Consider the following 23,118-nt stretch of genomic DNA (forward strand, 5'->3'; position numbering starts at 1 on the left):
TGATGTCCAAAATTTTGTTTCGTTCACCAACTCAAGGTTAGCTACTAAAAACTTTATTGATTACGTTTTGCTTGTTCAGTTTTCAAGGTTCATTTCGTCGCCGTTTTGTTTCGACAACTTTTATAGTATAACATTTTCTTGTTTTTGTTGTCAACTCTTTTTTTAGAAGTTTTTCATCTCTTCTTTAAAAGCAGCAACTCTTATATAATACTACTCTCGGTTTTCGATGTCAACATCTTTTTCGATGTTTTTTTCGAATCCGTTTTATTTCTTACGTCGTCTTAACGACAAGTAATAATTTATCACGATTCCAATGCAACCGCAAGTGTTTTTTTGCTATAAAAATATATTTTATATAAATACCGAATTAATAAGCTATTTTACGATTTTTCGAGTATTAAATAAATCTTATAATCTTCTAGCAATCACTTTATTTGTTTTACTATACATCTCTTTCTCATAATTCTCAACAAACTAAATAAAAAGATCCTTACCACTATCAAAATATAGTTCCTTTTAAAGGATACTTTCTCGAGCTCTCCTTGATAATGCATCAAAGACCCTACACATCAGAACGCTCCATCTCCCTCTCGTCTTTTACACATTGCCCTATCAAATACTCAATCACGAAAAAAGGAGCCAAAGTGCTTCTCCTACACCTCGACTCCTACTTATTCATGTTTATTACTTTTTTAACTTTATTGTTCCGCACATAATAACAAAAGAAAGAAGGATACAATAATATGTTCGCTTTTCAAATACGGAATTCAAAATTGAAAGTGTGTTTTTCAAACTAAAATATAAAGAATCTACTAATTCTAATTAATTATTTTGTTTGTCAACTACATCTAAGCACCAAGAGAAATTATCCCATGCCGAATACCAGCCACTGAAAATTTCGGAAGAATCATCCCAACGGACATCGAACTTCTTCTGACCATTTACATCCACTAAATATAAAGCAAGGGTCGGTTCCGACTTAGAAACCGCTAATTTCATACCGTTTTCTAGCTCTTCCTCAGTAAACAGAACATCTGAAACTGAGCGTACTTGCGCCTGTTCAAATACTAGTTTGTTAAAGATTTTATAATTCATTATAAGCCTCCAATAATACTTCTATAATGTCTATTTCTACTTTATCTGCAAATTACAGAACTCTAAAAGTATACCTTATATTTATTCATCATTTAAATACTCTACTTAATTCTTTCTAATTTAAACTTTTCAAACATTAACTAAATAGTCATCGCAGAAGATGCAAAACAGGAGTCTTAGTGCTTCTCCTACACCACGACTCCTGCTTTTTCACGATTACCTCTTAACAAAGCTGTTCTTTTCTAGTTCGATTACCACTTTTTATCCCGGGTAGTAGTCGTGCTATATCCTTTTATCAATTATGCCTCAGCAAAATTGCGTCTGGAAGTTAAAACAACTATTTAGTAGTATGACGCATTGTAGGGAATAATAATACGTCGCGAATTGATGGCGAATTTGTAAGAAGCATGATTAAACGGTCGATACCAATACCCAATCCACCTGTTGGAGGCATACCGTATTCTAACGCTTCAATGAAATCATTGTCCATTTCATGCGCTTCATCATTACCGGCTGCTTTTTCAACTAACTGAGCTTCAAAGCGCTCACGTTGGTCAATAGGATCATTTAGTTCTGTAAAGGCATTTGCATGCTCGCGTCGAACGATAAATAGTTCGAAACGGTCAGTGAAACGCTCGTCCTCTGGATTTTTCTTTGCTAGAGGTGAGATTTCTACTGGGTGACCATAAACAAATGTAGGCTGAACAAGAGTCTCCTCAATCTTTTGCTCGAAGAACTCGTTAATAATATGCCCTACCTCATGTGTTTCTTTAACCTCTACTCCATGTTCTTTAGCAAGCGCTTGAGCTTGTTCCTTAGTCATAGGTTGCCAGAAGTCTACACCTGTAGCCTCTTTTACTGCATCTACCATATGAATTCGTTTCCAGCCTACAGCAAGATTAATGTCATCTTCACCGTATTGAACTGTAGTAGTACCCAAAACTTCTTGCGCTACATGAGCAATAAGGTTTTCTGTTAGAGACATAATATCTTTGTAATCCGCATAAGCTTCATACAGCTCTATCATTGTGAATTCAGGGTTGTGGCGTGTTGAAATCCCCTCATTTCGGAAAACACGACCAATTTCATATACTTTTTCTAGTCCACCAACAATTAGACGTTTCAAATGCAGTTCGATTGCAATACGCATATATAATTCCATATCAAGTGCATTATGGTGTGTAATAAACGGACGAGCCGCTGCACCACCAGCAATTGTATGAAGCATTGGTGTTTCCACTTCTAAATATCCTGCATTATCTAAATGATTGCGAATAGCACGGATAATTTTAGAACGTGTAATGAATGTTGTTTTACTTTCCTCATTCGTCATTAAATCTAAATAACGTTGACGGTAACGTTGTTCAACATCTTGTAAGCCATGGAACTTTTCTGGCATAGGGCGTAACGCTTTTGATAAGAATGTAAATTCTTCAGCCTTTACTGAAAGCTCTCCCACTTGTGTTCGGAATACATTACCACGAATCCCTACGATATCACCTAGGTCAGCTTGTTTAAATAATTCATATGCTTCTTCGCCAACATGATCCTGACGAACGTAAATTTGAATTTGGCCACCTAAATCTTGAATATGTGCAAAGCCAGCTTTTCCTTTACCGCGTTTCGTCATAATACGACCCGCAATAATTACCTCTTGTAGGTTTTCCTCTAGCTGCTCTTTTGTTTGATCTGCAAATTGTTCACGCACTTCCGTTGATAAATGCGTACGTTCAAAACGGCTACCAAATGGATCTTGACCATTTTCTCGAATAGCCGTCATTTTTTGGCGTCTCACCAAAAGCTGATCATTTAATTCTTCTATGTTTGACACTTGATTCACTCCTTATTAAATTGTCCGCGTTGCGTTTACATCCATAATATTTCTATTGTACACAATTTCATTGCTGTAATCATCTGTTTCGTTTTAATTTCCATAGCAGAAAAAATGATTAATAATTCTAAAAATTGATATTGGCAGAAAAATAGACGTCTCAAAACAATGAGACGCCTTTTTAATGTAATCAATTATGCCTCGGCATAATTGCGTCCGGAATCGGCTTTGTGCTTAGGCCTGCAGATGTTTTTTTGTGCGAAAGCAAAGCGACAGCAACAGCACCGATGCAGGTCAGTTAGCCGTTATCGCATGGATGCGATGATTTTAGGCTAACATCCTTTATGAACTCCTTTCCGATTCCGTGATATCCGCCGGAGGCTTTGGGCCAACAAATGTTTATTGCGCGAAAGCGTAGTGCTAACGCAGCGTCAGCAGCACGATGTTGGTTACTCAGTCGTTGCCACAGGACGTGGCGCTCTTAGACTGAGTTCCTCTATTTCAGTGGATGTTTGTTTGGACACGCGCTGAAAGAAGTTAAATAAACAATTCTTTCGCTTCTGGTACTATTAATGTAGATTCAAGCTCTTCATAGTCTTGTACTATTCCATTTAACAGTGCACGAAGCTCTACCGCAGTTTCTGTTTGGTTAATCGCTTTACGCGCTTTACCATTACCGCGAATACCTTTTAAATACCATGAAGCATGTTTACGCATTTCACGTACTGCCACACTCTCTCCTTTTAATTGCATAAGGCGTTCAAAATGAAGCAAACACACATCAATTTTTTCACGTACACTTGGCTCTTCCTTTAGCTCACCCGTTTCAAGGTATTGAACTGTACGATAAATCATCCATGGATTACCTAAAGCAGCGCGTCCAATCATTACTGCATCTACCCCAGTAGTATCAAGCATACGTTTTGCATCTTGAGGAGTTTCTACATCACCATTACCAAGCACAGGAATTTTCACATTTTCCTTTACTTGACGAATGATATCCCAATTTGCTTTTCCTTCGTACATTTGTACACGTGTACGTCCATGAACAGCTATTGCCGAAGCACCAGCACGTTCAGCAGCTTGTGCATTTTCAACAGCAAAGATATGCTCGTCATCCCAACCAATACGCATTTTTACGCTGACAGGTTTTTTTACAGCATCTACAACAGCAGCTACCATTTCATATAATTTATTCGGGTCTAAAAGTAACCGAGCGCCTGCTTCACATTTAATAATTTTATTAACTGGGCAGCCCATATTAATATCGATAATATCGGCAGATGTATTTTCATCTACATACTTGGCCGCTTCCACTAATGTGGCCTTATCACCACCGAAAATTTGCAATGAAAGTGGATTTTCACGCTCATCGATATAAAGCATGCCTAGTGTTTTTTCGTTTTTCTGGACAATTCCTTTATCACTAATCATTTCTGCATATACTAGCCCTGCTCCAAACTCCTTAACAGTTAAACGGAAAGCAGAGTTACAAATTCCAGCCATTGGCGCTAATACGACACGGTTGTCCATAACTATATCGCCAATTTGAAACGGATTCTCAGTTGTCTGACTCAACGATGTTTTTCCCCCTTCTATAGGTTCTCACCTATTCCTATATATATATATATCTATCGTTAATGCTATGCAGCATATCCCAATAACCTTTAACTACTGGATTAGAAGCTTAATTGACGGACTGCAACATTTTCAGCTCTGCCGATGCTCGCCATAAAGTTACGCCTTCCTCTTCACAATCCATCTGTTGCATTATATCATGTACCCTTTGCAGTTGTTCTCCAACTGGCGCAGGGTTAATTTCTATCAGTGGTACTAGTACGAAAGCTCGCTCATACATTCTTGGATGTGGAACAATTAAGCTTTCCGTCTCAATATTTTCGTGATTGTAGAGCAAAATGTCAAGGTCAATGATTCGTGGGCCCCATCGAAATTCACGAACCCGCCCTAGTTCACTTTCAACCCATTGGCAAATTTTCAGCATTTCGGAAGATGAATAACTCGTTTTAATATGAACAGCAATATTTAAAAAGTCTGCTTGGTCCGTGTAGCCTACAGCTGCTGTTTCATAAACTGAAGAAATTTGTACAACTTCAATTTCATCTTTTCCCTCTAAAAGTTTCACAGCATGTTGTAGGTTTTCAAATCGATTTCCCATATTTGTACCGATCGATAAATACACATCATTCATTAGTAATCACCTCTCGTTACCTCTACTGACACCTCTTTATAATAACCATGTATCGGTGGGTCTGGTTTAATAAGCTCCACGCGAACACCCTTAACCTTTTCTGAGTATGTCTCTAAAATACTGTTTGCTATTTTTGAAACAAGTGCTTCAATAAGCTTGAACGGCTCGCCTTCTACGATATCACGGCATAACGCATAAACCTCTGCATAGTTCACCGTATAATCCAAGTCATCTGTCTCTCCAGCCTTTGTCATATCTACAGCAAGTGAAACATTGGCACGGAAGCGTTGACCGAGTGTTGTTTCCGCTGCTAAAACACCGTGATAGCCGTAAAACTGCATATCCTTTAAATGAATATAGTCCATTACGCTTCCTCCTTATAGATACGCTTACCAACTAAAATATCAGCCATATGTGTAGATCGCGCCATTTCCTTTACATCATGCACACGAATCATATGACAGCCCTTTTCAATACCGTAAACAACTGTTGCTCCTGTACCTTCTATACGCTCCTCAACAGGTAGCTTTAAGACATTACCAATCATTGATTTACGTGAAGTCGCTAGCAAAACAGGATAACCCATTGCTACCAAATCCTCTAAATGCTGCATCATTTCTATATTTTGAGCGGTAGTTTTCGCAAAACCTATGCCCGGATCTAAAATAATATGATGATCTGGTACACCTGCATTCCGAGCAATAGCAATACTCTTCTCTAAGTCGGCCTTTGCCGTCATCCAGAAATCAGTACCATAATTAGTATTGTCTCGATTATGCATTAAAATAATCGGTACATTTAAATCTGCAGCAACCTGAGCAATCTCAGGTTCAGCTTGCGCTCCCCAAATGTCATTAATAATATGAGCACCTGCTTCAATGGCTGCACGCGCTACGTTCGCTTTATACGTATCAACCGAAATAATTGCTGGTACTTCAGCTGCTAACGCCTGAATAACCGGTACAATTCGTGCAATTTCATCCTCATCAGAAATACGTTCATAACCTGGCCGCGTTGATTCTCCACCAACATCAATAATTTTCGCACCCTCAGCTACCATTTTTTTCGCTTGTGCAACAGCAGCTTCAACGTTATTAAACATTCCTCCATCTGAAAATGAATCCGGTGTGACATTTAAAATACCCATCACAAAAGTTTCTGCTGTATAGTCTAACGTGATACCGTTAATAGTTAATGTTGTTGTATATTTTTCTAGCATGTAAACTCTCCTTCTATTCTTGTTCCACTTCATTGACAAATGCTTCATGTAAACGCGAATAAACAGGCCCTTTATTGCCTAATAACTGCTTGCTCTCTAAGTTACGAATCGGAACAAGCTCTTGTATAGAGTTAGTAATAAAGCACTCTGAACTTTGCTCTATATCCTCTTTAGTAAAGAAACCTTCTTTTACCTTAATCCCTAGAGATTGTGCTCGCTCAACTACCCACGCTCGGATAATACCAGGTAAAATACCAGTCTCTAAGGAAGGCGTATATAGTATATCATTTTTCATCCAAAAGATATTTGACGTAACACCTTCAGCAACAAAGCCATCTTCCGTTAAAAAGAAGCCCTCTTGTTGCGCCAAAGATGGCATCTCAAAACGCCCAAGAACGTTATTGCCATAATGATGTGATTTTACTCGAAGCCCTTTTTCAGGAGTATTACGTGGTGTTACAAGCCACTGTGCGTTTTTTTCCATACCTCGAGGTGTATCATGTAATTCTTTGCGAAAAACAATAACATTCGGTTGTCTGTATTCAGTAGGCTGTAACCCGATACCATGCTCTCCAGCTGAAACATTTATACGGAAATAACCATCTTGTCCATTGGCCTGTTCATTTAATTGTTGAACAATCTTAAGTAAATCCTCTTCGGTATAGGACATATGAATACGATATTGAGAAAGCGCGTTTTGCAACCTTTCCATATGTGCTTCCCAGCAAAACACCTTTCCTTTATACGTTCGAAACGTTTCAAAAAAGCCTAACCCGTATAAGAATCCATGATCAAATGGTGATATGCGCAAATCCTGCGCCGCTATGTAGTCTCCATTCATCCAGCACAGCATTTACTTCGCTCCCTCAACATACAAATCTATAAACTGGCGTAGAAGCTTTTTACCTTGTTCTGTCATAATCGATTCAGGATGGTATTGCACTCCCTCTATTGGATAATCCTTATGACGAATGCCCATAATTTCGCCTTCTTCTGTCCATGCCGTCACTTCAAAACATGCAGGTAATGTTCCCTTCTCTACAATTAAAGAATGGTAACGAGTAGCTGCAAATGGATTTGGCATCCCTTTATGCAAACCTATTTCAGCATGTAGAACAGGTGATGTTTTACCATGCATCAAACGCTCAGCTCGTATGACATTCCCCCCGAATACTTGAGCAATGGCTTGATGACCAAGACAAACGCCTAAAATCGGAATATTTCCCGCGAAATACTTAATAATGTTCAGGCTTTCACCCGCTTCATTCGGACTACATGGCCCCGGAGAAATGACAATCATATCTGGTGCAAGCTGCTCAATATCTTTCACCGTCAATACATCGTTTCTTTTAACCACTAATTCATGACCAAATTCCCCAAAATACTGTACAAGGTTATACGTAAAAGAATCGTAGTTATCAATCATTAAAATCATTTTGCTCGCTCCTCCGCCATTGCCTTTGCCTGCCACATCGCCTTCGCTTTATTTAAAGATTCTTGGTATTCTCTTTCCGGAACAGAATCAATAACAATGCCTGCTCCTGCCTGAATATGTGCTACTCCATCTTTAACAAATGCTGTACGAATGACAATATTAAATTCCATATCACCTGTGTAGCCTAGCCAGCCAATCGAACCCGTGTATAATCCTCTTCTTACAGGTTCTAATTCTTCAATAATCTGCATCGTACGAATTTTCGGTGCACCTGTTATTGTCCCTCCTGGGAACATGGCACGAATAACGTCTGTATTGGTTTTCCCTTCAGCTATTTCTCCTCGTACATTGGAAACAATGTGCATCACGTGTGAATAGCGTTCAATCACCATGAACTCATCCACTTCAACCGTCCCATACGTAGATACTCTCCCTAAATCATTGCGTTCTAAATCAACAAGCATTACATGTTCAGCACGTTCCTTGTCGTTATCAATCAATTCCTGAGCTAACGCTAAATCCTCCGCCTCGGATTTTCCTCTTGGTCGTGTACCAGCAATCGGTCGGGTAGACAATTCATTGCCGTGACGCTTCACCAAAAGCTCAGGTGAACCAGAAACGACAGCAAAATCCGGTGCCTCTATATAAGCCATGTAAGGTGAAGGATTAAATGCACGTAACGCTTCATATACATCCATTGCAGTTGCGTTTAACTTTTTAGATTGACGTACTGACAAATTCACTTGAAATACATCACCTTGCGCTATATATGTTTGGATTTTACGTACTGCTTCCTCAAAGGCAGTCCCAGCGAATGATACTAATAATTCATTTTCATCATTTACTATTTCTACAGCGCTTGTCTTTTCAAATTTACGTGTAAGCAACCCTTCTTGCGCTGCCCCTTGCCACGTATTAGCCCATTCTTCCAAATCTACATGACAATCAGCTAGCTTCATAAGCGTAACTTTATTTGTTTTCACATCGTGTACTGCCCAACAATCAAATATATAAAAATAGATATCTGGTATATGTAAATCATCTACAGCAGTATTAGGTAACACTTCAATTTTACGAGCATAATCGTATGTAACAAACCCGATAGCTCCACCTTGAAAAACAGGAAGCTCCGCATTATTTGAAATGCGATAGTTCTCCACTAATTTCTCTAACAAGGCAAGAGGTTCACCGATTAAATTTTCAGTCTCACCATTTCTCCAATCTACAAGCAAACCATTTTCGACCGATTGTGCTGTAGCTAGCGGATTCCAAGCAGCTATTGTAAAATGTCCCCCGCGTCCACTTTCTAAAAATACATGCGCTTGTTCTGCTTCTGTTTGCTTCTTATAACTATAAAAAAACGAGTCTGCATCCATCGATATTGTTTTCGTTAGTATTGTCTTCAAGTTGCTATTCCCCTTTAAGTCATATGATGTGATTCCATCTTAACTTGAATATTGCTTTGAAGCGACTATTTTTCAATTGGCACTTAATTCAACTTCTTTATAAATTGTCTAAAGGAAAGGCTTTTGCTATACTAATCGAAAATAGAAATATTTACTAATTATGTATGTTTATTTTACAGAAAAGGAGCTGTTACAAATGAAAAAGGTTTTTTCAGGGATTTTCCTAGCAATGATCCTCATGCTGACTTCTCTACCTGCATATGCAGCACATAGTACTATTAAGATAGATGGTGTTGTCGTTACTACCGATGCGGCACCAGAAGTTAAGAATAATCGAACAATGGTGCCCTTGCGTGTTATCAGTGAAAATTTGGGGGCAACAGTAAATTGGACAGATTCTAAAGTAACACTAACTAATAACAAAATGCAGATCACGTTAAAACCGAATAGCAACACCGTCATAAAAAACGGTAAAACAGAGTTACTTGATGTCAAACCATATTTAAAGAACAATAGACTATTTGTTCCTATTCGATTTATTGCAGAGACTTTTGGTTGTCAGGTCAATTATCAAAATTCAACAGTAACAGTGGATACTGAGCCATTGGTTATGAACAATGTTAAAGTAAAAGCTGTTCAATATGAATACCACATGACAATGGGTGGGGTCATACAGCAGATCCAAGGGAACACCTATAATAAAGCCTTATATAAAGTGTTCGTTGAAAATAAAGGAAACCTAGTCGATGCTCCTGCTAACTATTCATGGCAGTATGATATAGACAATCCAGGTTCCTATTATAAACTTGGACAATATAAATTTATGAGTCATGAAAATAAAAGCATTCAACAGTTTGACCTTTATTCTTTAAATACAGCCTTCCCAGATGAAGAATTGAAAGGGTACCCGGAAATATTAATTCATGATGTCACTGCAGATAAATGGTATTTATTCACTGATAAAGCACTTGAATCTATTAATCAATTAATGAATACTGCCACTAACAATGGCTTCGTAAAAGTCTTAAGCAATACAGTTGTCTAGTGAAGTCTATTCTAATCATTTTTTGAACTGCCCGTAAATGTTAGTTATACCGCTAACATCCATGGGCAGTTTTTTTTATTATCAATTATGTCTCGGCACAATTGATAATAAAAAAAGACTCCTCGTTAAAGGAGCCCTTCATACATATAATTGGATTAGTCTTCAAATTGATATAAAGGTGTTGATAAATAACGTTCCCCATTTGAAGGAACAATCGCAAGAACATTTGAACCCTTACCTAAACGTTTCGCTGCTTCAATAGCAACATGGATAGCTGCGCCTGATGAAATACCACATAAGATGCCTTCTTCACGTGCTACCTTACGAGCTACCTCGAAAGCAATCTCATTTTCAACTGGGAATACAGTAGAGTAAACATCTGTATCCAATACTTCAGGTACGAAGCCAGCTCCGATACCTTGAATTTTATGAGGCCCTGGTTGACCACCAGAAAGTACTGGTGAATCTTTTGGTTCAACAGCAATAATTTCAATATCTGGGTATTTCTCTTTTAGCACAGCACCTGCACCCGTAATTGTACCTCCTGTACCAACACCAGCAACAAATGCATCTAATTTTAAGCCTTCAAATGCTTCTACAATTTCTGGACCAGTTGTTAAACGGTGAACAACAGCATTAGCTGGGTTCGTGAATTGTTGTGGTAAGAAGTAGCCATGCTCAGCAGACAATTCCTCCGCCTTAGAAATTGCACCTTTCATCCCTGCTGGTCCTGGAGTTAATACAAGCTCTGCACCATATGCACGTAATAAGTTACGACGCTCTAAGCTCATTGTTTCTGGCATTACTAAAATTGCTTTATAGCCTTTTGCTGCAGCAATCATTGCAAGACCAATACCTGTATTTCCAGAAGTAGGCTCAATAATTGTACCACCTGGCTTTAATGTACCATCTTTCTCAGCTGCTTCAATCATCGCTAAAGCTAAACGGTCTTTCACTGAGCTGCCCGGATTAAAGTATTCTAATTTTACATAAACAGTACCTTCGTTTTCACCTGTCACATGATTTAATTTAACAATTGGTGTTTTACCAACTAATTCAGCCACCGAGTTTGCTAATCTACTCATTTATCAATCCACTCCTAATCCCTACTAGTTTTATAGGTTTTACTTATTTTTGATTTTATCAATTTTTCCATTCGATTGTCAATAAATATTACTTATATTTTCAGAATATTTATTACAACCGATCCAATCTCAACTTGAAATGGCGTAATTACATCATAAAGCTTTCACCACCATTTGCGAATGAAGAGAAACAAAAATCTGCTCAATATCCTTGGGTGGCCGTTACTCTGTTGACGCTAAACGTCTGCAGGGGTTTCCCTGGCTCACTTTTCCCGCAGATATCTCGCAGATTCTTTAACTTCTTTCAGCAAATGTTTTATGTAGCGAAAGCGAAGCGTCAGCTACAGATGTTTTTGTACCGAAAGCGTAGCGACAGGTACAGATGTTTTTGTACCGAAAGTAAAACGGCAGCTACAGATGTTTTTTGTACCGAAAGCGTAGCGACAGGTACAGATGTTTTATGTAACGTAAGCGAAACGTTGATACTCATTTCAGAGCAATCTGTTATTTACCTTTTTTCGCTTCACCGTAATACCAAGTTGCATTAAATTCAGACCAAAATGCTTCTGGTGTAACAGATTGTGACAACTGTTCTAAGGCAAGCTCACGTTCAATATGTTCTTTCACATCGTCATATGTAAAGGATTGCCCTTCTAATATCTCTTGTACTTGTACAATTCCATAATGACCGTTAGCAAGCTTAAATGCTTTACTAACCTCACCTGCTTTTAAAGCTTTCACTGATTTTAAAATGGCAGCATCGACATTTTCTTGGTTTTCTGTAAGGAAACCGATATCTCCACCTAAGCTAGCCGACGCACTGTCTAAGGATATTTCACGTGCTAGCACCGAAAAATCAGAGGCATTTTTTATTTCACTTAATGCTTCCTCAGCAGCTTTTTTTGAGTCCACCTCTATAAAATTCGTACGATAGCTTGTTTTCGTATTGTATAGCGCTTGGTTTTCCTCATAATATTTCTCAATACTACCTTTTTTTATAACCACATCTTTCGTCAACACCTTATCCAAAATAAGCTGTGAGCGAATTTTTTGTCGTAGTTGCTCTGATGAAAGGTTTTGCATCGCAGTATCAAATTTATCTTGAGCAGAACGCATTAAGGCTAACTCTAAATCAATCTCCTTATCCGTCACTTGAATTTTAAATTTTTTAGCAGCCTTTTCCATCACAGATTCATTCACTAAATTTTGTAGCGTCTCTTTACCATAGCGTTCCTCCATGGCATTCATCCACTCTTGACGTGTAATATTATCCCCGTCAACGGCAGCGACTTGCTCGTCGCTACCAATTTCCTGGTCTTTATTAGGGATTAACCAAGTAATAAACCATAAAATATTTCCTAATAACAAGATTGCAATAACTGTTAAAGCCGGTTTTGTCTTAAGACGTCGTTGCAGTAAGGGCGTTTGGTTAGGTGTTCCAGCGGATAAAGGTCGTCGATTACGCGTTGAGCTCATCAATAAATCCTTCTAACTCTTCTTTTGAGAAACGGTATGTTTCTAAACAGAAGTGACATTGTGCTTCTGCTTCGCCATCCTCTTCAATCATTTCTCGAATTTCCTGTGTCCCTAACCCTAAAATCGCTGCACCAAATCGCTCTTTTGAACATTGACATTTAAATTCTACAGGCATGGAATCTAAAATTTGTAGATGACCTTCTCCTAATACAGCCTCTAAAATTTGCTCAGGTGTAAAACCTTTTTCAATCATTTTTGAAACCGGCTCTAAAGTAGCTAGATGCTGCTCGATTTCATTGATTGTCTCTTCATCACAGCCTGGCATTAATTGAAGGATAAAGCCACCAGCTGCAAGAATTGTATTATCAGGATTTACTAAAACCCCTAACCCAACTGATGAAGGTACCTGCTCTGATGTAGCAAAATAGTAAGTAAAGTCCTCAGCAATTTCACCTGATACAATTGGCGTTTGTCCAGAAAACATGTCTCTCAAGCCAAGATCTTTTACGATTGTTAATGCACCCTCTGTTCCAACACCCGCTCGAACATCAAGCTTACCGTGCTCGTTTAAATCGAAATGAACGTGAGGATTTGTCACAAAGCCACGTACTTCACCATGCGCGTTACTGTCAATTACCATTGGACCGATTGGACCGTTCCCCTCAATTTTAACAGTGATTTTTTCCTCACCTTTTAACATGGCACCCATCATCACCGCAGCAGTCATAGAACGACCAAGGGCCGCCGATACAACTGGCCATGTATTATGACGTCGTTGTGCTTCTCCTACTGTTGCTGTTGTACAAGCCGCAAAAACACGAACTTGCCCATTGAATCCTAAACCTCGTACTAAATAGTCCTTCATAAATGAAATGTCCCTCATTTCTTATTGATTGCGTTTATATAGCTTATATAAGCCTTTTAATGTTAAAAACGGGTCGACTACATCAATAGCTTGTGTCTCCCCAGCAATTAAATTTGCTAATCCTCCAGTAGCAATTACTAAAGGTTCTTCCTTACTTTGTGCTTTCATACGATTGACAATTCCCTCAACTTGCCCAACAAAGCCATAAAAAATTCCGGCCTGCATAGCAGATACGGTTGTCTTTCCAACAATATGTGCAGAGCGCAATATTTCAATACGCGGTAATCTAGCTGCCTGTGTATAAAGCGCCTCTGTTGAAATCGATATACCTGGAGCGATGGCACCGCCCATATAATCGCCCTTTTCGTTTAAGTAACAATATGTCGTGGCAGTACCAAAATCAACAATAATCAGTGGTGCTTTATAATCATCAAGAGCCGCAATAGCGTTCACTATACGGTCTGAGCCAACTTCACGAGGGTTTTCATATTTAATATTCAATCCTGTTTTCACACCTGGTCCTACGACGAGCGGTTTTTTTCGAAAATACTTTTGACACATCGCTTCTAACGAAAACATGATTGGTGGTACAACAGAGGATATAATAATGCCTTTAACCTGTTCAAATGAAAGGCCTGCATGATTAAAGAAAGCTAATACTTGCATCGCGTATTCATCTTCTGTTTTATGAAGGTCTGTCACCATACGCCAATGGAAGGCCAATTGATCGTTGTCATCATAGACACCCAATACGATATTCGAATTTCCTGCATCTAAAACTAAAATCATGGTTGATGCCTCCAATTTATTGCCCCTCATCGTAATTGTACCTGTCACTATGCAATTGATACAACTAAAACAATGCATATTCATGCACAAAAAGTAAAGATCAATTATGCCTCGGCATAATTGCGTCCGGAATCGGAAAGAAGTTAAAACACTTTAGAAAATGATACCACACTTTTATTCCTCTGAAATAGCATTCATGCTCACTGTAAAAAGGAGAAATCCTAGTTGTTAGGTAACTCTTTCAAATTAAATCTAATACTAAAAAGTGCAGTTGATTTCCGTTCCAGGCTACTCGCTTTCCCACGGGAGTCGAGTAGCCTTCCACTCCAATCAGCAATAGTATAGAACTTTTATAAAATTTATTCATTTGTTGTTGCTGTCGCACAGACGAAACCCTTTTGCTATAAAACTACATGTCTAAGGATACTTGCTATGGGAATCAGTTGATTTACTTTGTTAAAACGTATGTCATGTGATTTGGTTGATTGTAGTGGAGACTGGGCGACTCCTTGGGGATTAGCGTCACAGATGAGACCCTGGAGCGAGCAGATAGGGGAACGAAGGCTAAAACCATCACGTCCTGTGATAACGCCTTCGTGACCAACATCGGTGCTGCTGCCGCTTCGTTAGCACTACGCTTTCGCGCAGAAAACATCTGTTGGACCAAGCGGCTCATCGGACGCCCCCAGGAAGCTCTGCTCTGCGCGAAAGCGAAGCGTCAGCGGCAAATGTTTTATCTGTGCGAAAGCGAAGCGTCAGCAACAAAGCGCCCAGTCGGAACGGAAATCAACCCCTCGTTTTGCCGAAGAGCCATACTATGAAAAAGGGGCTACCCCATATTGGTAGCTCCTTTCATATTATTTAAAATTAAATTTTTCTGGGTCTGGTCCGCAACGTAATCCGTCGTTTAGTGCATCTAACTGAGCCATTTCTTCTTCTGTTAATGCAAAGTCAAAGACCGTTAGATTTTCCGTCATGCGTGCAGGAGTCATTGTTTTTGGAATAGTGACTACATCATGCTGCACATCATAACGTAACACGATTTGTGCAGGAGTTTTGCCATATTTAGAAGCTAGCTGCTGAATCAATGATTCTTCCAATAAAGAACCATTCATTAATGGTGACCACGCTTCTACCTGTACTCCTTTCTCCTTACAAAATGCACGTACTTCCTCTTGAATTAAGTGCGGATGAAATTCAATTTGATTAATAACAGGAACAACCGATGTTTCCTTTAATAAATTTTCTAAATGATGAACATGGAAATTACTAACACCAATTGAGCGTACACGTCCATCCTGATAGACTTTTTCAAGCGCTTTATAAACATCAACATAATTTGTATCTATACCTGGCCAGTGAACTAAATATAAATCTAAATAATCTAATCCTAATTTCTCTAAACTACTATCATAAGCTGCCAGTGTTTCTTCATAGGAAAGTCCATCGTTCCAAACCTTTGATGTTACGAATAGTTCTTCACGTGTTACTAAGCCCTCGTCAATCGCTGCACAAATTCCTCGTCCAACACTTTCTTCATTGCGATATACTTGGGCTGTATCAATGCTACGGTAACCTTTTGCAATAGCTGTTTTTACCGCCTCAGCCAGGTCATCCCCTTCAGGTACTCGAAAAACGCCATAGCCGATTAACGGCATTTCTAAACCATTATTCAATGTTACACTTCCCATGTTTCAACACTCCTATCTATTTTGGTCCTAACATATGAAAGAACCTATATAACGTTATCGTAATACCTAATGCCGAAAAAAGGCAAAGAAAAAGACTGCTTACTAAAATCGTAAACAGTCTTTCCCATATTAATCACGCTTTTCATCGATACCTTTTGGTGTATCATTCGACTCTCGGCCTTCTTTAGGTAAATCAGCTGTTGTTGGATCTGGCTCATTGCTAAGCAATTCTTTTTTAACAGCCTGTTCACCAACTACATCTACTATTGGCTGACCTTCAGCATTAGGAGCTTTTTCAACAACCGGTTCTACCTCTGGTTCCGGTAAGACACCGTGATCACGTAAATGCTCGATTTCTTGCGCATTCAATGTTTCTTTTTTCATTAATGTGTTAGCAATTAAATCAAGTAATCCACTTTTTTCAGTTAGGATTCGTTTAGTACGCTCATATTGTGAATCGATAATTTTTTGCATTTCCTTATCAATTTCATAAGCGATTGAATCAGAGTAGTTTTGATCTGAATTAAAGTCACGACCAAGGAATACATTCCCACCCTGACTTGAACCAAACTGCATTGCACCAAGATTTTCACTCATACCATATTCAGTGACCATGGCACGCGCAATACTCGTTACCTTTTGGAAGTCATTATGTGCCCCAGTAGATACTTCACCAAGTACGATCTCCTCTGCCACACGACCACCAAGAAGTCCAGCAATACGGTCTAGTAGTTCTTGTTTTGTTGTGAAGAAACGTTCTTCCTTCGGTAACATAATCGCGTAACCTCCAGCTTGGCCACGAGGGACGATTGTTACTTTGTGTACTGTATCTGCTTCATCTAACTCTAAACCAACAACTACGTGCCCAGCTTCATGGAAGGCTACAAGTTTCTTCTCTTTCGCTGAGTAAACGCGGCTAGCTTTTGCTGGACCAGCAATTACTCGGTCAGATGCCTCATCGATATCTGCCATATTGATTGTACGTTTGCTTTTACGAGCTGCTACAAGTGCAGCTTCATTTAACAAGTTCTCTAAGTCAGCGCCTGAGAAACCTGGTGTACGTTGTGCAACAGCTGCCAAATCCACTGTATCTGATAAAGGCTTGTTACGCGCATGTACTTTTAGAATTGCTTCACGACCTTTTACATCAGGATGTCCTACTGTAATTTGACGGTCAAATCGACCAGGGCGTAATAACGCTTTATCTAAAATATCTGGGCGGTTTGTTGCAGCGATAATAATAATACCTTCGTTTGCTCCGAAACCATCCATTTCAACTAACAATTGGTTTAATGTTTGTTCACGCTCGTCATGGCCACCACCAAGACCTGCGCCACGTTGACGACCTACTGCATCAATCTCATCGATAAAGATGATACAAGGTGCATTTTTCTTTGCATTTTCGAATAAGTCACGCACACGTGATGCACCGACACCGACAAACATTTCTACGAAGTCAGAACCTGAAATCGAGAAGAATGGTACGCCTGCCTCACCTGCTACTGCTCGTGCAAGTAATGTTTTACCTGTACCAGGAGGACCTACAAGTAAGATACCCTTTGGAATACGAGCACCTATTTCAGTAAATTTGCGGTGATCTTTTAAGAAATCAACAACCTCTATAAGCTCAGCTTTCTCTTCATCAGCACCCGCTACATCTGTAAAACGAACTTTTTTCTTCTGATCGTCATAAAGTTTAGCTTTACTTTTACCAAAGCTCATCACTTTATTACCACCACCTTGAGATTGACTCATTAGGAAGAAGAATAAGAAAATGATAATGATGAAAGGAATAATCCCTGTAAAGAACTGAATCCATCCACTTGTTTCTGGTGCTGTTAAATATTTAATATTACTATTCTTATCCTTAGCAGCCTCATCGATGCGTTCCATTAAAGATTGGTTATTGGTAGGGATGTTTGCAGTAAAGCTTTCCCCTTTTTCATACCCCTTCAATGTACCTTCAACGATGTATACTGATTTATCAGGTTGAATTGTAGCACTTGTTATTTCTTTCTTATCTAGAGCTTCTTGAAACTCAGGATAAGTTAACTCTTTCGTCGGTGCCTTTCCACCATTGAAAGTACCAAATATACCGATAATCACTAAGAAAATCAGTAAATAGAATATGGTATATCGAAATATTCGATTCATCTCCAGCCTCCTCATTACAAACAGAAAAATTATAAGTAAAATCTTAACATATCATGATTTCATCATACAACGAAAAGCCCTACATAAAAAAAGTTTCGTCCGATTTTTGTCGAAATCGAAAATATTTATGCAAGTATGTTTCAGCGTAGTTGTATCTAACAGTGTACCCAGATTTTTGAATTATGTTTCGCTGGATGCCCTTACTTTTCATAGCTGGTGTTCTTTCGTTAACTTCTTCCTTGTTAGAAAGAATAAACTTCTGGCTTTAAAATGCCGATGTATGGTAAATTACGGTATTTCTCTGCATAGTCTAAACCATACCCTACAACAAAACCGTCTGGTACTTCAAAACCAACATAATCAGCTGCTAAGTTTACTTTACGACCTGATGGTTTATCTAACAATGTAACGATTTTGATGGATTTTGCTTTACGGTATTTAAATAAGTCTACTAAATAGCTTAACGTTAAGCCACTATCAATGATATCCTCGATGATTACTACGTCACGCCCCTCGACGCTTGTATTTAAATCCTTTAGAATCTTTACTTCACCAGATGAAACTGTAGCATTGCCATAGCTAGAAACATCCATAAAATCTAGCTCAATGAAAGAATCGAAACGTTTCATTAAGTCTGTCATAAAAGGCATCGCTCCTTTTAAAACACCAACAGCTAACGGGAATGAATCTTTGTAATCCTCTGTCAATCGTGCTCCTAATTCAGCGATTCTTTCTTGCAATTGTTCTTCTGTAATCATAACTTTTTCGATGTCATTTTGTAACATATCGATTCCTCCTCATGTGTATAAAAAAATGTTCAACCATTTGCGGTGAAATTTTACAAAGACCTTAGTCTACGATGAGCACTGTATCATCGTTTGGTTGCGGAGAGGTTGAAAACAACGTTCCCATACGCGCACCAATTACCGCTACGACCTCTTCAGATTGAGAAATCAGTAACGGCCAGCTATTCCGCTCATTTAAAGGAATCTTTTCATCTATAAAAAGGCGAGATAAGCGTTTTGGCTGATCCATTCCTTTTAACAGCATTCTATCCCCGTCCTTACGCGCCCTAACATAGAGTGGAAGTTTGAGTTTGCTAGCGTTAAAATAAAAAAGTTGTGCAGTATCCGTCAGCATTTCAGACGATAAATCAGGCAACTCGACTACGCATAAACGTTCACCATTTGTCAGCGTTGTCCACTCATTAGCAGTTGAAATAATTATTTTCTCAGGAGAAGCTTGACCTTCTAATGGCCCTCTCTTCCGAATCGTAAATTTACCGTAACGGCGAACTGCTATAAAATTTTCTGGCAAGTGAACTTCAGCATACCCAGCTGTCGTATCAAAAAGCTTTGTAATTGAAATCAATAAAGCATAACTTTGTATCGTATTTGAATCTTTGTAAAGATAGTTTAATAGTATTAAAATGAGCCTCCTTTGTAAAGCAAGTGGTACCAATTGAAGAGCCTTAATTTCCATGCTATATGTATTTCCGTCTATTCTTTTTACTATTCTAGAAAATACATCCTCCGCTAATGTCATTAAATAGGCATCGTCTTCTTGCAATTGTTTTGTAAAGTGGGTTACTTGCTCTGTTACACGTGGATTTTCCGCCTCCAACAAAGGCACCACATGATGTCTAAAACGATTGCGTACATAAGTGTCCTTAGCATTGCTAGCGTCTTCCCGATAATCTAAACCTTGCTTAAGTAAATATTCCCTTATTTCGGACTTTGTAACCGTTAAAAACGGACGAATTAATGTTTTTCCTTCAAAAACACGCTGTGAACGTATACCTTGCATACCATTTATCGTTGCATTTTTTGTCAGGGCCATTAATACTGACTCCAGTTGGTCGTCCGCATGATGTGCAGTTACAAGCTTGCTAGCATTTGTGTTTTCCATGACCTCTTTGAAATATTGATACCGTTCTCTACGACAAATAAGCTGTGTATTCCCATTTTCTAAAGCCATAATCTCTGGTATAGGAATAGCCTTTGCATATAAGTATACACCATACTCATCACAATATTTTTGGACAAAAGCTCTGTCCTCAGCCGATGCTTCACCCCTTAGCATATGATCAACATGCACGGCTTCTACCGTAATTCCCCACCGCTCTTTTGTTTTGACAAAATAATGGAGCAAAGCCATTGAATCCACTCCACCCGAAACGGCGATGAGAAGATGGTCGTCTTGCTGTAATAATTGCTCTTTTTCGATAAATTTTTTGATCTTTAATTCAAGTGACAAACGCTTCTCCTCCCCTTTTCGTTCTCTATTATGATGAATTGCTCATAGAGTGTTGAACCGGTCTAAACACAGCCCATGTAGGCACAACATGTGTAACCTCTAACATTAATACAGTGCAATCGTCTTCAATGGCATAGTAAGATTGAAAAGATTGCATAATCGTCGTTAGTTTTTCCTGGATGTTTTTAGTAGTGCTTGCTACCTGCTGGGCATACGCTAAAAATGTCTCTTCCTGCTCGTCCCAATCATCAACACTTGAAAATAATCCATCAGAGTGCATCAAAATTACATCGCCCGCCTTAAGCTTTCTTTTTTCCGCCTCTACTGCTGAAATGGATAAAAAACCTACTGGCGCTGCATTACTTTCAACCTTCAGCACCTCTTTCCCACGTAAAATGTACGTAGACATTCCCCCAGCCTTCCACGACCATAAATCACCGTGTTGTAAATCGACAAGTGCAAAATCAAGCGTTGCATACATATCATCTTGTTGCTTTAAGGACATGACATAATGCAACGTATGCATCGCCGTCTCTGGATTCATATTGTAATTTAAACATTCTCGCATTAAATGTATTAACTTTCTACTCTCATGCTGTGCTTCTTTACTCTGACCCATACCATCTGACAATAAAATTGCAAATAGTCCTGGATGTAATTGAAATAATGCATGGGAATCACCGGAATATAACGTCGCATCTTTAGACATGCTATATATATCATACTCTACTTCAAAGCTAATAGCTGATCTAAAGCTTACCTGAATATGACGAAATGGTATATCACTTGCTACTACTTTTTCAATTTCAAATGGTTCTTCAAAAATGTCATATAAAATTGGCAATATCATCCGTTCAGCTAATGTTGTGTCTTCCTCCCAATTGACTCGTGCTGGTGCTAAAGCGCAGACAATTTTTCGCGCTCCCGGCTTATTACTTAGCACATCTAGTTGAAAACATTCAATATGTGCATCCTTTAATCGTTGGGTAATGTCCTTTTCCACACTAACGAATGAAATAGTCTCTTCTTTCATCTCCGCTATTAACTGATTTAGATGATTACTCATATCACGTAGCTGAAGCGCAATCATTTTCTTACCATGAAAATACTGTCCATTAATGCGTTCTCTGTACAGCTCTGTTTCCAATTCTTCGAAAATTTTCGTTGATTTTACGCATTTATAGCGTATTTGTTCTTCGACACGATGAAGAGAAGAATCCTTCCCAACGCCCTTCATATGAAACCAGTCTGTCATAAGCTTGTCCATTCCGTTATTTTGCGCTCCCCAACAGCGATCATAGCGGAAACAGCTTAAGCATGTATTCATCGGTGACACTTCCTTCGCCTCTTCTATTGGGGCTGTCATAAAGCGCTCAAACACAAGCTCCTTCATAAATTGTACAAAATGCTGAAAATGCTCTAATTTAAACGCAACATGCTCTGTTAACCAATTTTGACGGGCGAGTAAGACCTCTTCGCGCTGCGGAAACAGCTTGTCCCGAACCTTATCAGAATATTTTTTCGGGATGGTTAGAAAAACAATACTCCCAACAGCAATCGATGTAAAATGAACGCTATCTAACGGCAATGTTGCATCGTAAAATAAAAAAAACACACTTGGCAATATACTACCAATTGCTACACCAAATCTTCCAACGCGAGCACCCATCCCTGCACATAATCCCGTTAAGGTGGCTACAGACAGCATACCCGTAAATGAAAGTTTTGCAACACCAATAAGAGTTCCGAGCACGGCTCCGATAACCGTCGCTAATGGTACACTTCCTACTAACGCACCGAAGCAAATGAATAGTTGTAATAAAAAAATGGGCAGTGAAAAATAGCTAATGACAACTGCTTGCATCCCTGTAAGCATAGCAGCGAATACAACTAATCCAGAGCCTAGCTTCTCATAAGTCCAATGAGTCGTAAACCACTCATGAGAATTGACAAACAACACTTGTATAAACAGCGTCATAATAAGAGCTAAAGCCGCTTCACAACCTACATAAAATTGCACAAGCACCGGGGGTAAACCTTGATACATAACTCCCTGCCACATTATTTGCACAAATAGTACCGATAAGGAGACTGCTATACTTTGTGGTAGCTGCCAATAGCGGAAGCGCATGATACATTCATACATGACGATTTGTAATGCTAAAATGAAGACTTGTCCAAGACCAAGGAAAAAACATCCTATCAGACCACCAAACAAAACATATTTGGCGTATCCCTTATACTTCGTTCGAATAATTGCCCAAAAAGGAACCGAGAAAGGCACGGCTGCTTCAAATACAACGGACTGAGCTAAAAAGAAGGATGTTAAAAAAAATAAAGAGCCTATTAACAATTGCCTTTTTTTTACTCCTGATTTTTGTTCGTCTACATTTGCCGTGTTATACCATTCAATACTCGTCATTTCACTATCCCCTTTCCGCACTTTGGAGTTATTATAAAAAATTATGTACGGAAAGATTGTCTGACGGTGGCAGAAAAAAATATAAACATTTCGACGAATACATATGCATAAATACGAGAAATGGCAACAATTTCTACATA

The 23,118-nt window shown here is 38.9% G+C and carries 19 protein-coding genes; 1 reads left to right on the top strand and 18 read right to left on the bottom strand.

The features are described from left to right. Positions 1-822: 822 nt before the first annotated feature. From ACFXN8_RS17920 to ACFXN8_RS17960, 9 genes are all read right to left on the bottom strand, one after another. Entirely contained in the window at positions 823-1,095 is a 273-nt protein-coding gene (locus tag ACFXN8_RS17920; RefSeq protein WP_376075956.1) for a hypothetical protein, read from the bottom strand. Positions 1,096-1,432: 337 nt separating this feature from the next. Then, positions 1,433-2,935, bottom strand: coding sequence for a lysine--tRNA ligase (gene lysS, locus ACFXN8_RS17925; protein ID WP_376075958.1), 1,503 nt, complete (start codon positions 2,933-2,935; stop codon positions 1,433-1,435). A gap of 528 nt (positions 2,936-3,463) precedes the next feature. Then, the gene (dusB, locus tag ACFXN8_RS17930; protein WP_376075960.1) at positions 3,464-4,504 is read right to left on the bottom strand and encodes a tRNA dihydrouridine synthase DusB; all 1,041 of its coding nucleotides are present in this window, start codon (positions 4,502-4,504) and stop codon (positions 3,464-3,466) included. Between the two features lie 109 nt (positions 4,505-4,613). Next, entirely contained in the window at positions 4,614-5,135 is a 522-nt protein-coding gene (gene folK, locus ACFXN8_RS17935; RefSeq protein ID WP_386846989.1) for a 2-amino-4-hydroxy-6-hydroxymethyldihydropteridine diphosphokinase, read from the bottom strand. Beyond that, complete coding sequence (folB, locus tag ACFXN8_RS17940) at positions 5,135-5,500, bottom strand: dihydroneopterin aldolase (protein ID WP_079563711.1); 366 nt, start codon at positions 5,498-5,500, stop codon at positions 5,135-5,137. Before folB ends, folK begins: the two co-directional genes overlap by 1 nt. Then, positions 5,500-6,354, bottom strand: coding sequence for a dihydropteroate synthase (folP, locus tag ACFXN8_RS17945; RefSeq protein ID WP_386846991.1), 855 nt, complete (start codon positions 6,352-6,354; stop codon positions 5,500-5,502). The genes folB and folP overlap by 1 nt, the downstream gene beginning before the upstream one ends. A gap of 13 nt (positions 6,355-6,367) precedes the next feature. After that, complete coding sequence (pabC, locus tag ACFXN8_RS17950; protein WP_386846993.1) at positions 6,368-7,207, bottom strand: aminodeoxychorismate lyase; 840 nt, start codon at positions 7,205-7,207, stop codon at positions 6,368-6,370. Next, positions 7,208-7,789, bottom strand: coding sequence for an aminodeoxychorismate/anthranilate synthase component II (pabA, locus tag ACFXN8_RS17955; RefSeq protein WP_376075965.1), 582 nt, complete (start codon positions 7,787-7,789; stop codon positions 7,208-7,210). Next, positions 7,786-9,195: an anthranilate synthase component I family protein gene (locus ACFXN8_RS17960; RefSeq protein ID WP_386846995.1), complete on the bottom strand. Its 1,410-nt coding sequence runs from the start codon at positions 9,193-9,195 to the stop codon at positions 7,786-7,788. Before ACFXN8_RS17960 ends, pabA begins: the two co-directional genes overlap by 4 nt. 196 nt (positions 9,196-9,391) lie before the next feature. Between ACFXN8_RS17960 and ACFXN8_RS17965 the strand changes: the two genes are divergently transcribed. Beyond that, on the top strand, positions 9,392-10,240 hold the full coding sequence (locus ACFXN8_RS17965) for a copper amine oxidase N-terminal domain-containing protein (protein ID WP_386846997.1): 849 nt from the start codon (positions 9,392-9,394) through the stop codon (positions 10,238-10,240). 155 nt (positions 10,241-10,395) lie between these two features. Here the strand turns inward: ACFXN8_RS17965 and cysK are convergent, their stop codons facing one another. The 9 genes from cysK to ACFXN8_RS18010 form a co-directional block, all read right to left on the bottom strand. Next, positions 10,396-11,325, bottom strand: a complete 930-nt coding sequence (gene cysK / locus ACFXN8_RS17970; RefSeq protein WP_386846999.1) for a cysteine synthase A — start codon at positions 11,323-11,325, stop codon at positions 10,396-10,398. A 504-nt stretch (positions 11,326-11,829) separates the two neighbouring features. Further along, a complete protein-coding gene (locus ACFXN8_RS17975; RefSeq protein ID WP_376075973.1) occupies positions 11,830-12,801 on the bottom strand; it encodes a peptidyl-prolyl cis-trans isomerase in 972 nt (323 codons plus the stop codon). Next, positions 12,785-13,666 (bottom strand): Hsp33 family molecular chaperone HslO, encoded by an 882-nt coding sequence (hslO, locus tag ACFXN8_RS17980; protein WP_376075974.1) that lies wholly within the window; start codon positions 13,664-13,666, stop codon positions 12,785-12,787. The genes ACFXN8_RS17975 and hslO overlap by 17 nt, the downstream gene beginning before the upstream one ends. A gap of 21 nt (positions 13,667-13,687) precedes the next feature. Continuing rightward, a complete protein-coding gene (locus ACFXN8_RS17985) occupies positions 13,688-14,455 on the bottom strand; it encodes a type III pantothenate kinase (protein WP_376075975.1) in 768 nt (255 codons plus the stop codon). A gap of 857 nt (positions 14,456-15,312) precedes the next feature. Further along, a complete protein-coding gene (locus ACFXN8_RS17990; protein WP_386847002.1) occupies positions 15,313-16,146 on the bottom strand; it encodes an aldo/keto reductase in 834 nt (277 codons plus the stop codon). Between the two features lie 129 nt (positions 16,147-16,275). Further along, on the bottom strand, positions 16,276-18,300 hold the full coding sequence (gene ftsH / locus ACFXN8_RS17995; protein ID WP_386847004.1) for an ATP-dependent zinc metalloprotease FtsH: 2,025 nt from the start codon (positions 18,298-18,300) through the stop codon (positions 16,276-16,278). Positions 18,301-18,542: 242 nt separating this feature from the next. Continuing rightward, positions 18,543-19,085, bottom strand: a complete 543-nt coding sequence (gene hpt, locus ACFXN8_RS18000; protein WP_386847006.1) for a hypoxanthine phosphoribosyltransferase — start codon at positions 19,083-19,085, stop codon at positions 18,543-18,545. Positions 19,086-19,149: 64 nt separating this feature from the next. Then, entirely contained in the window at positions 19,150-20,556 is a 1,407-nt protein-coding gene (gene tilS / locus ACFXN8_RS18005) for a tRNA lysidine(34) synthetase TilS (protein ID WP_386847008.1), read from the bottom strand. A gap of 28 nt (positions 20,557-20,584) precedes the next feature. Then, the gene (locus ACFXN8_RS18010) at positions 20,585-22,978 is read right to left on the bottom strand and encodes a SpoIIE family protein phosphatase (RefSeq protein ID WP_386847010.1); all 2,394 of its coding nucleotides are present in this window, start codon (positions 22,976-22,978) and stop codon (positions 20,585-20,587) included. Positions 22,979-23,118 lie beyond the last annotated feature (140 nt).

The sequence above is a fragment of the Lysinibacillus sp. NPDC059133 genome (assembly GCF_042755925.1).
Lineage (GTDB): Bacteria > Bacillota > Bacilli > Bacillales_A > Planococcaceae > Lysinibacillus.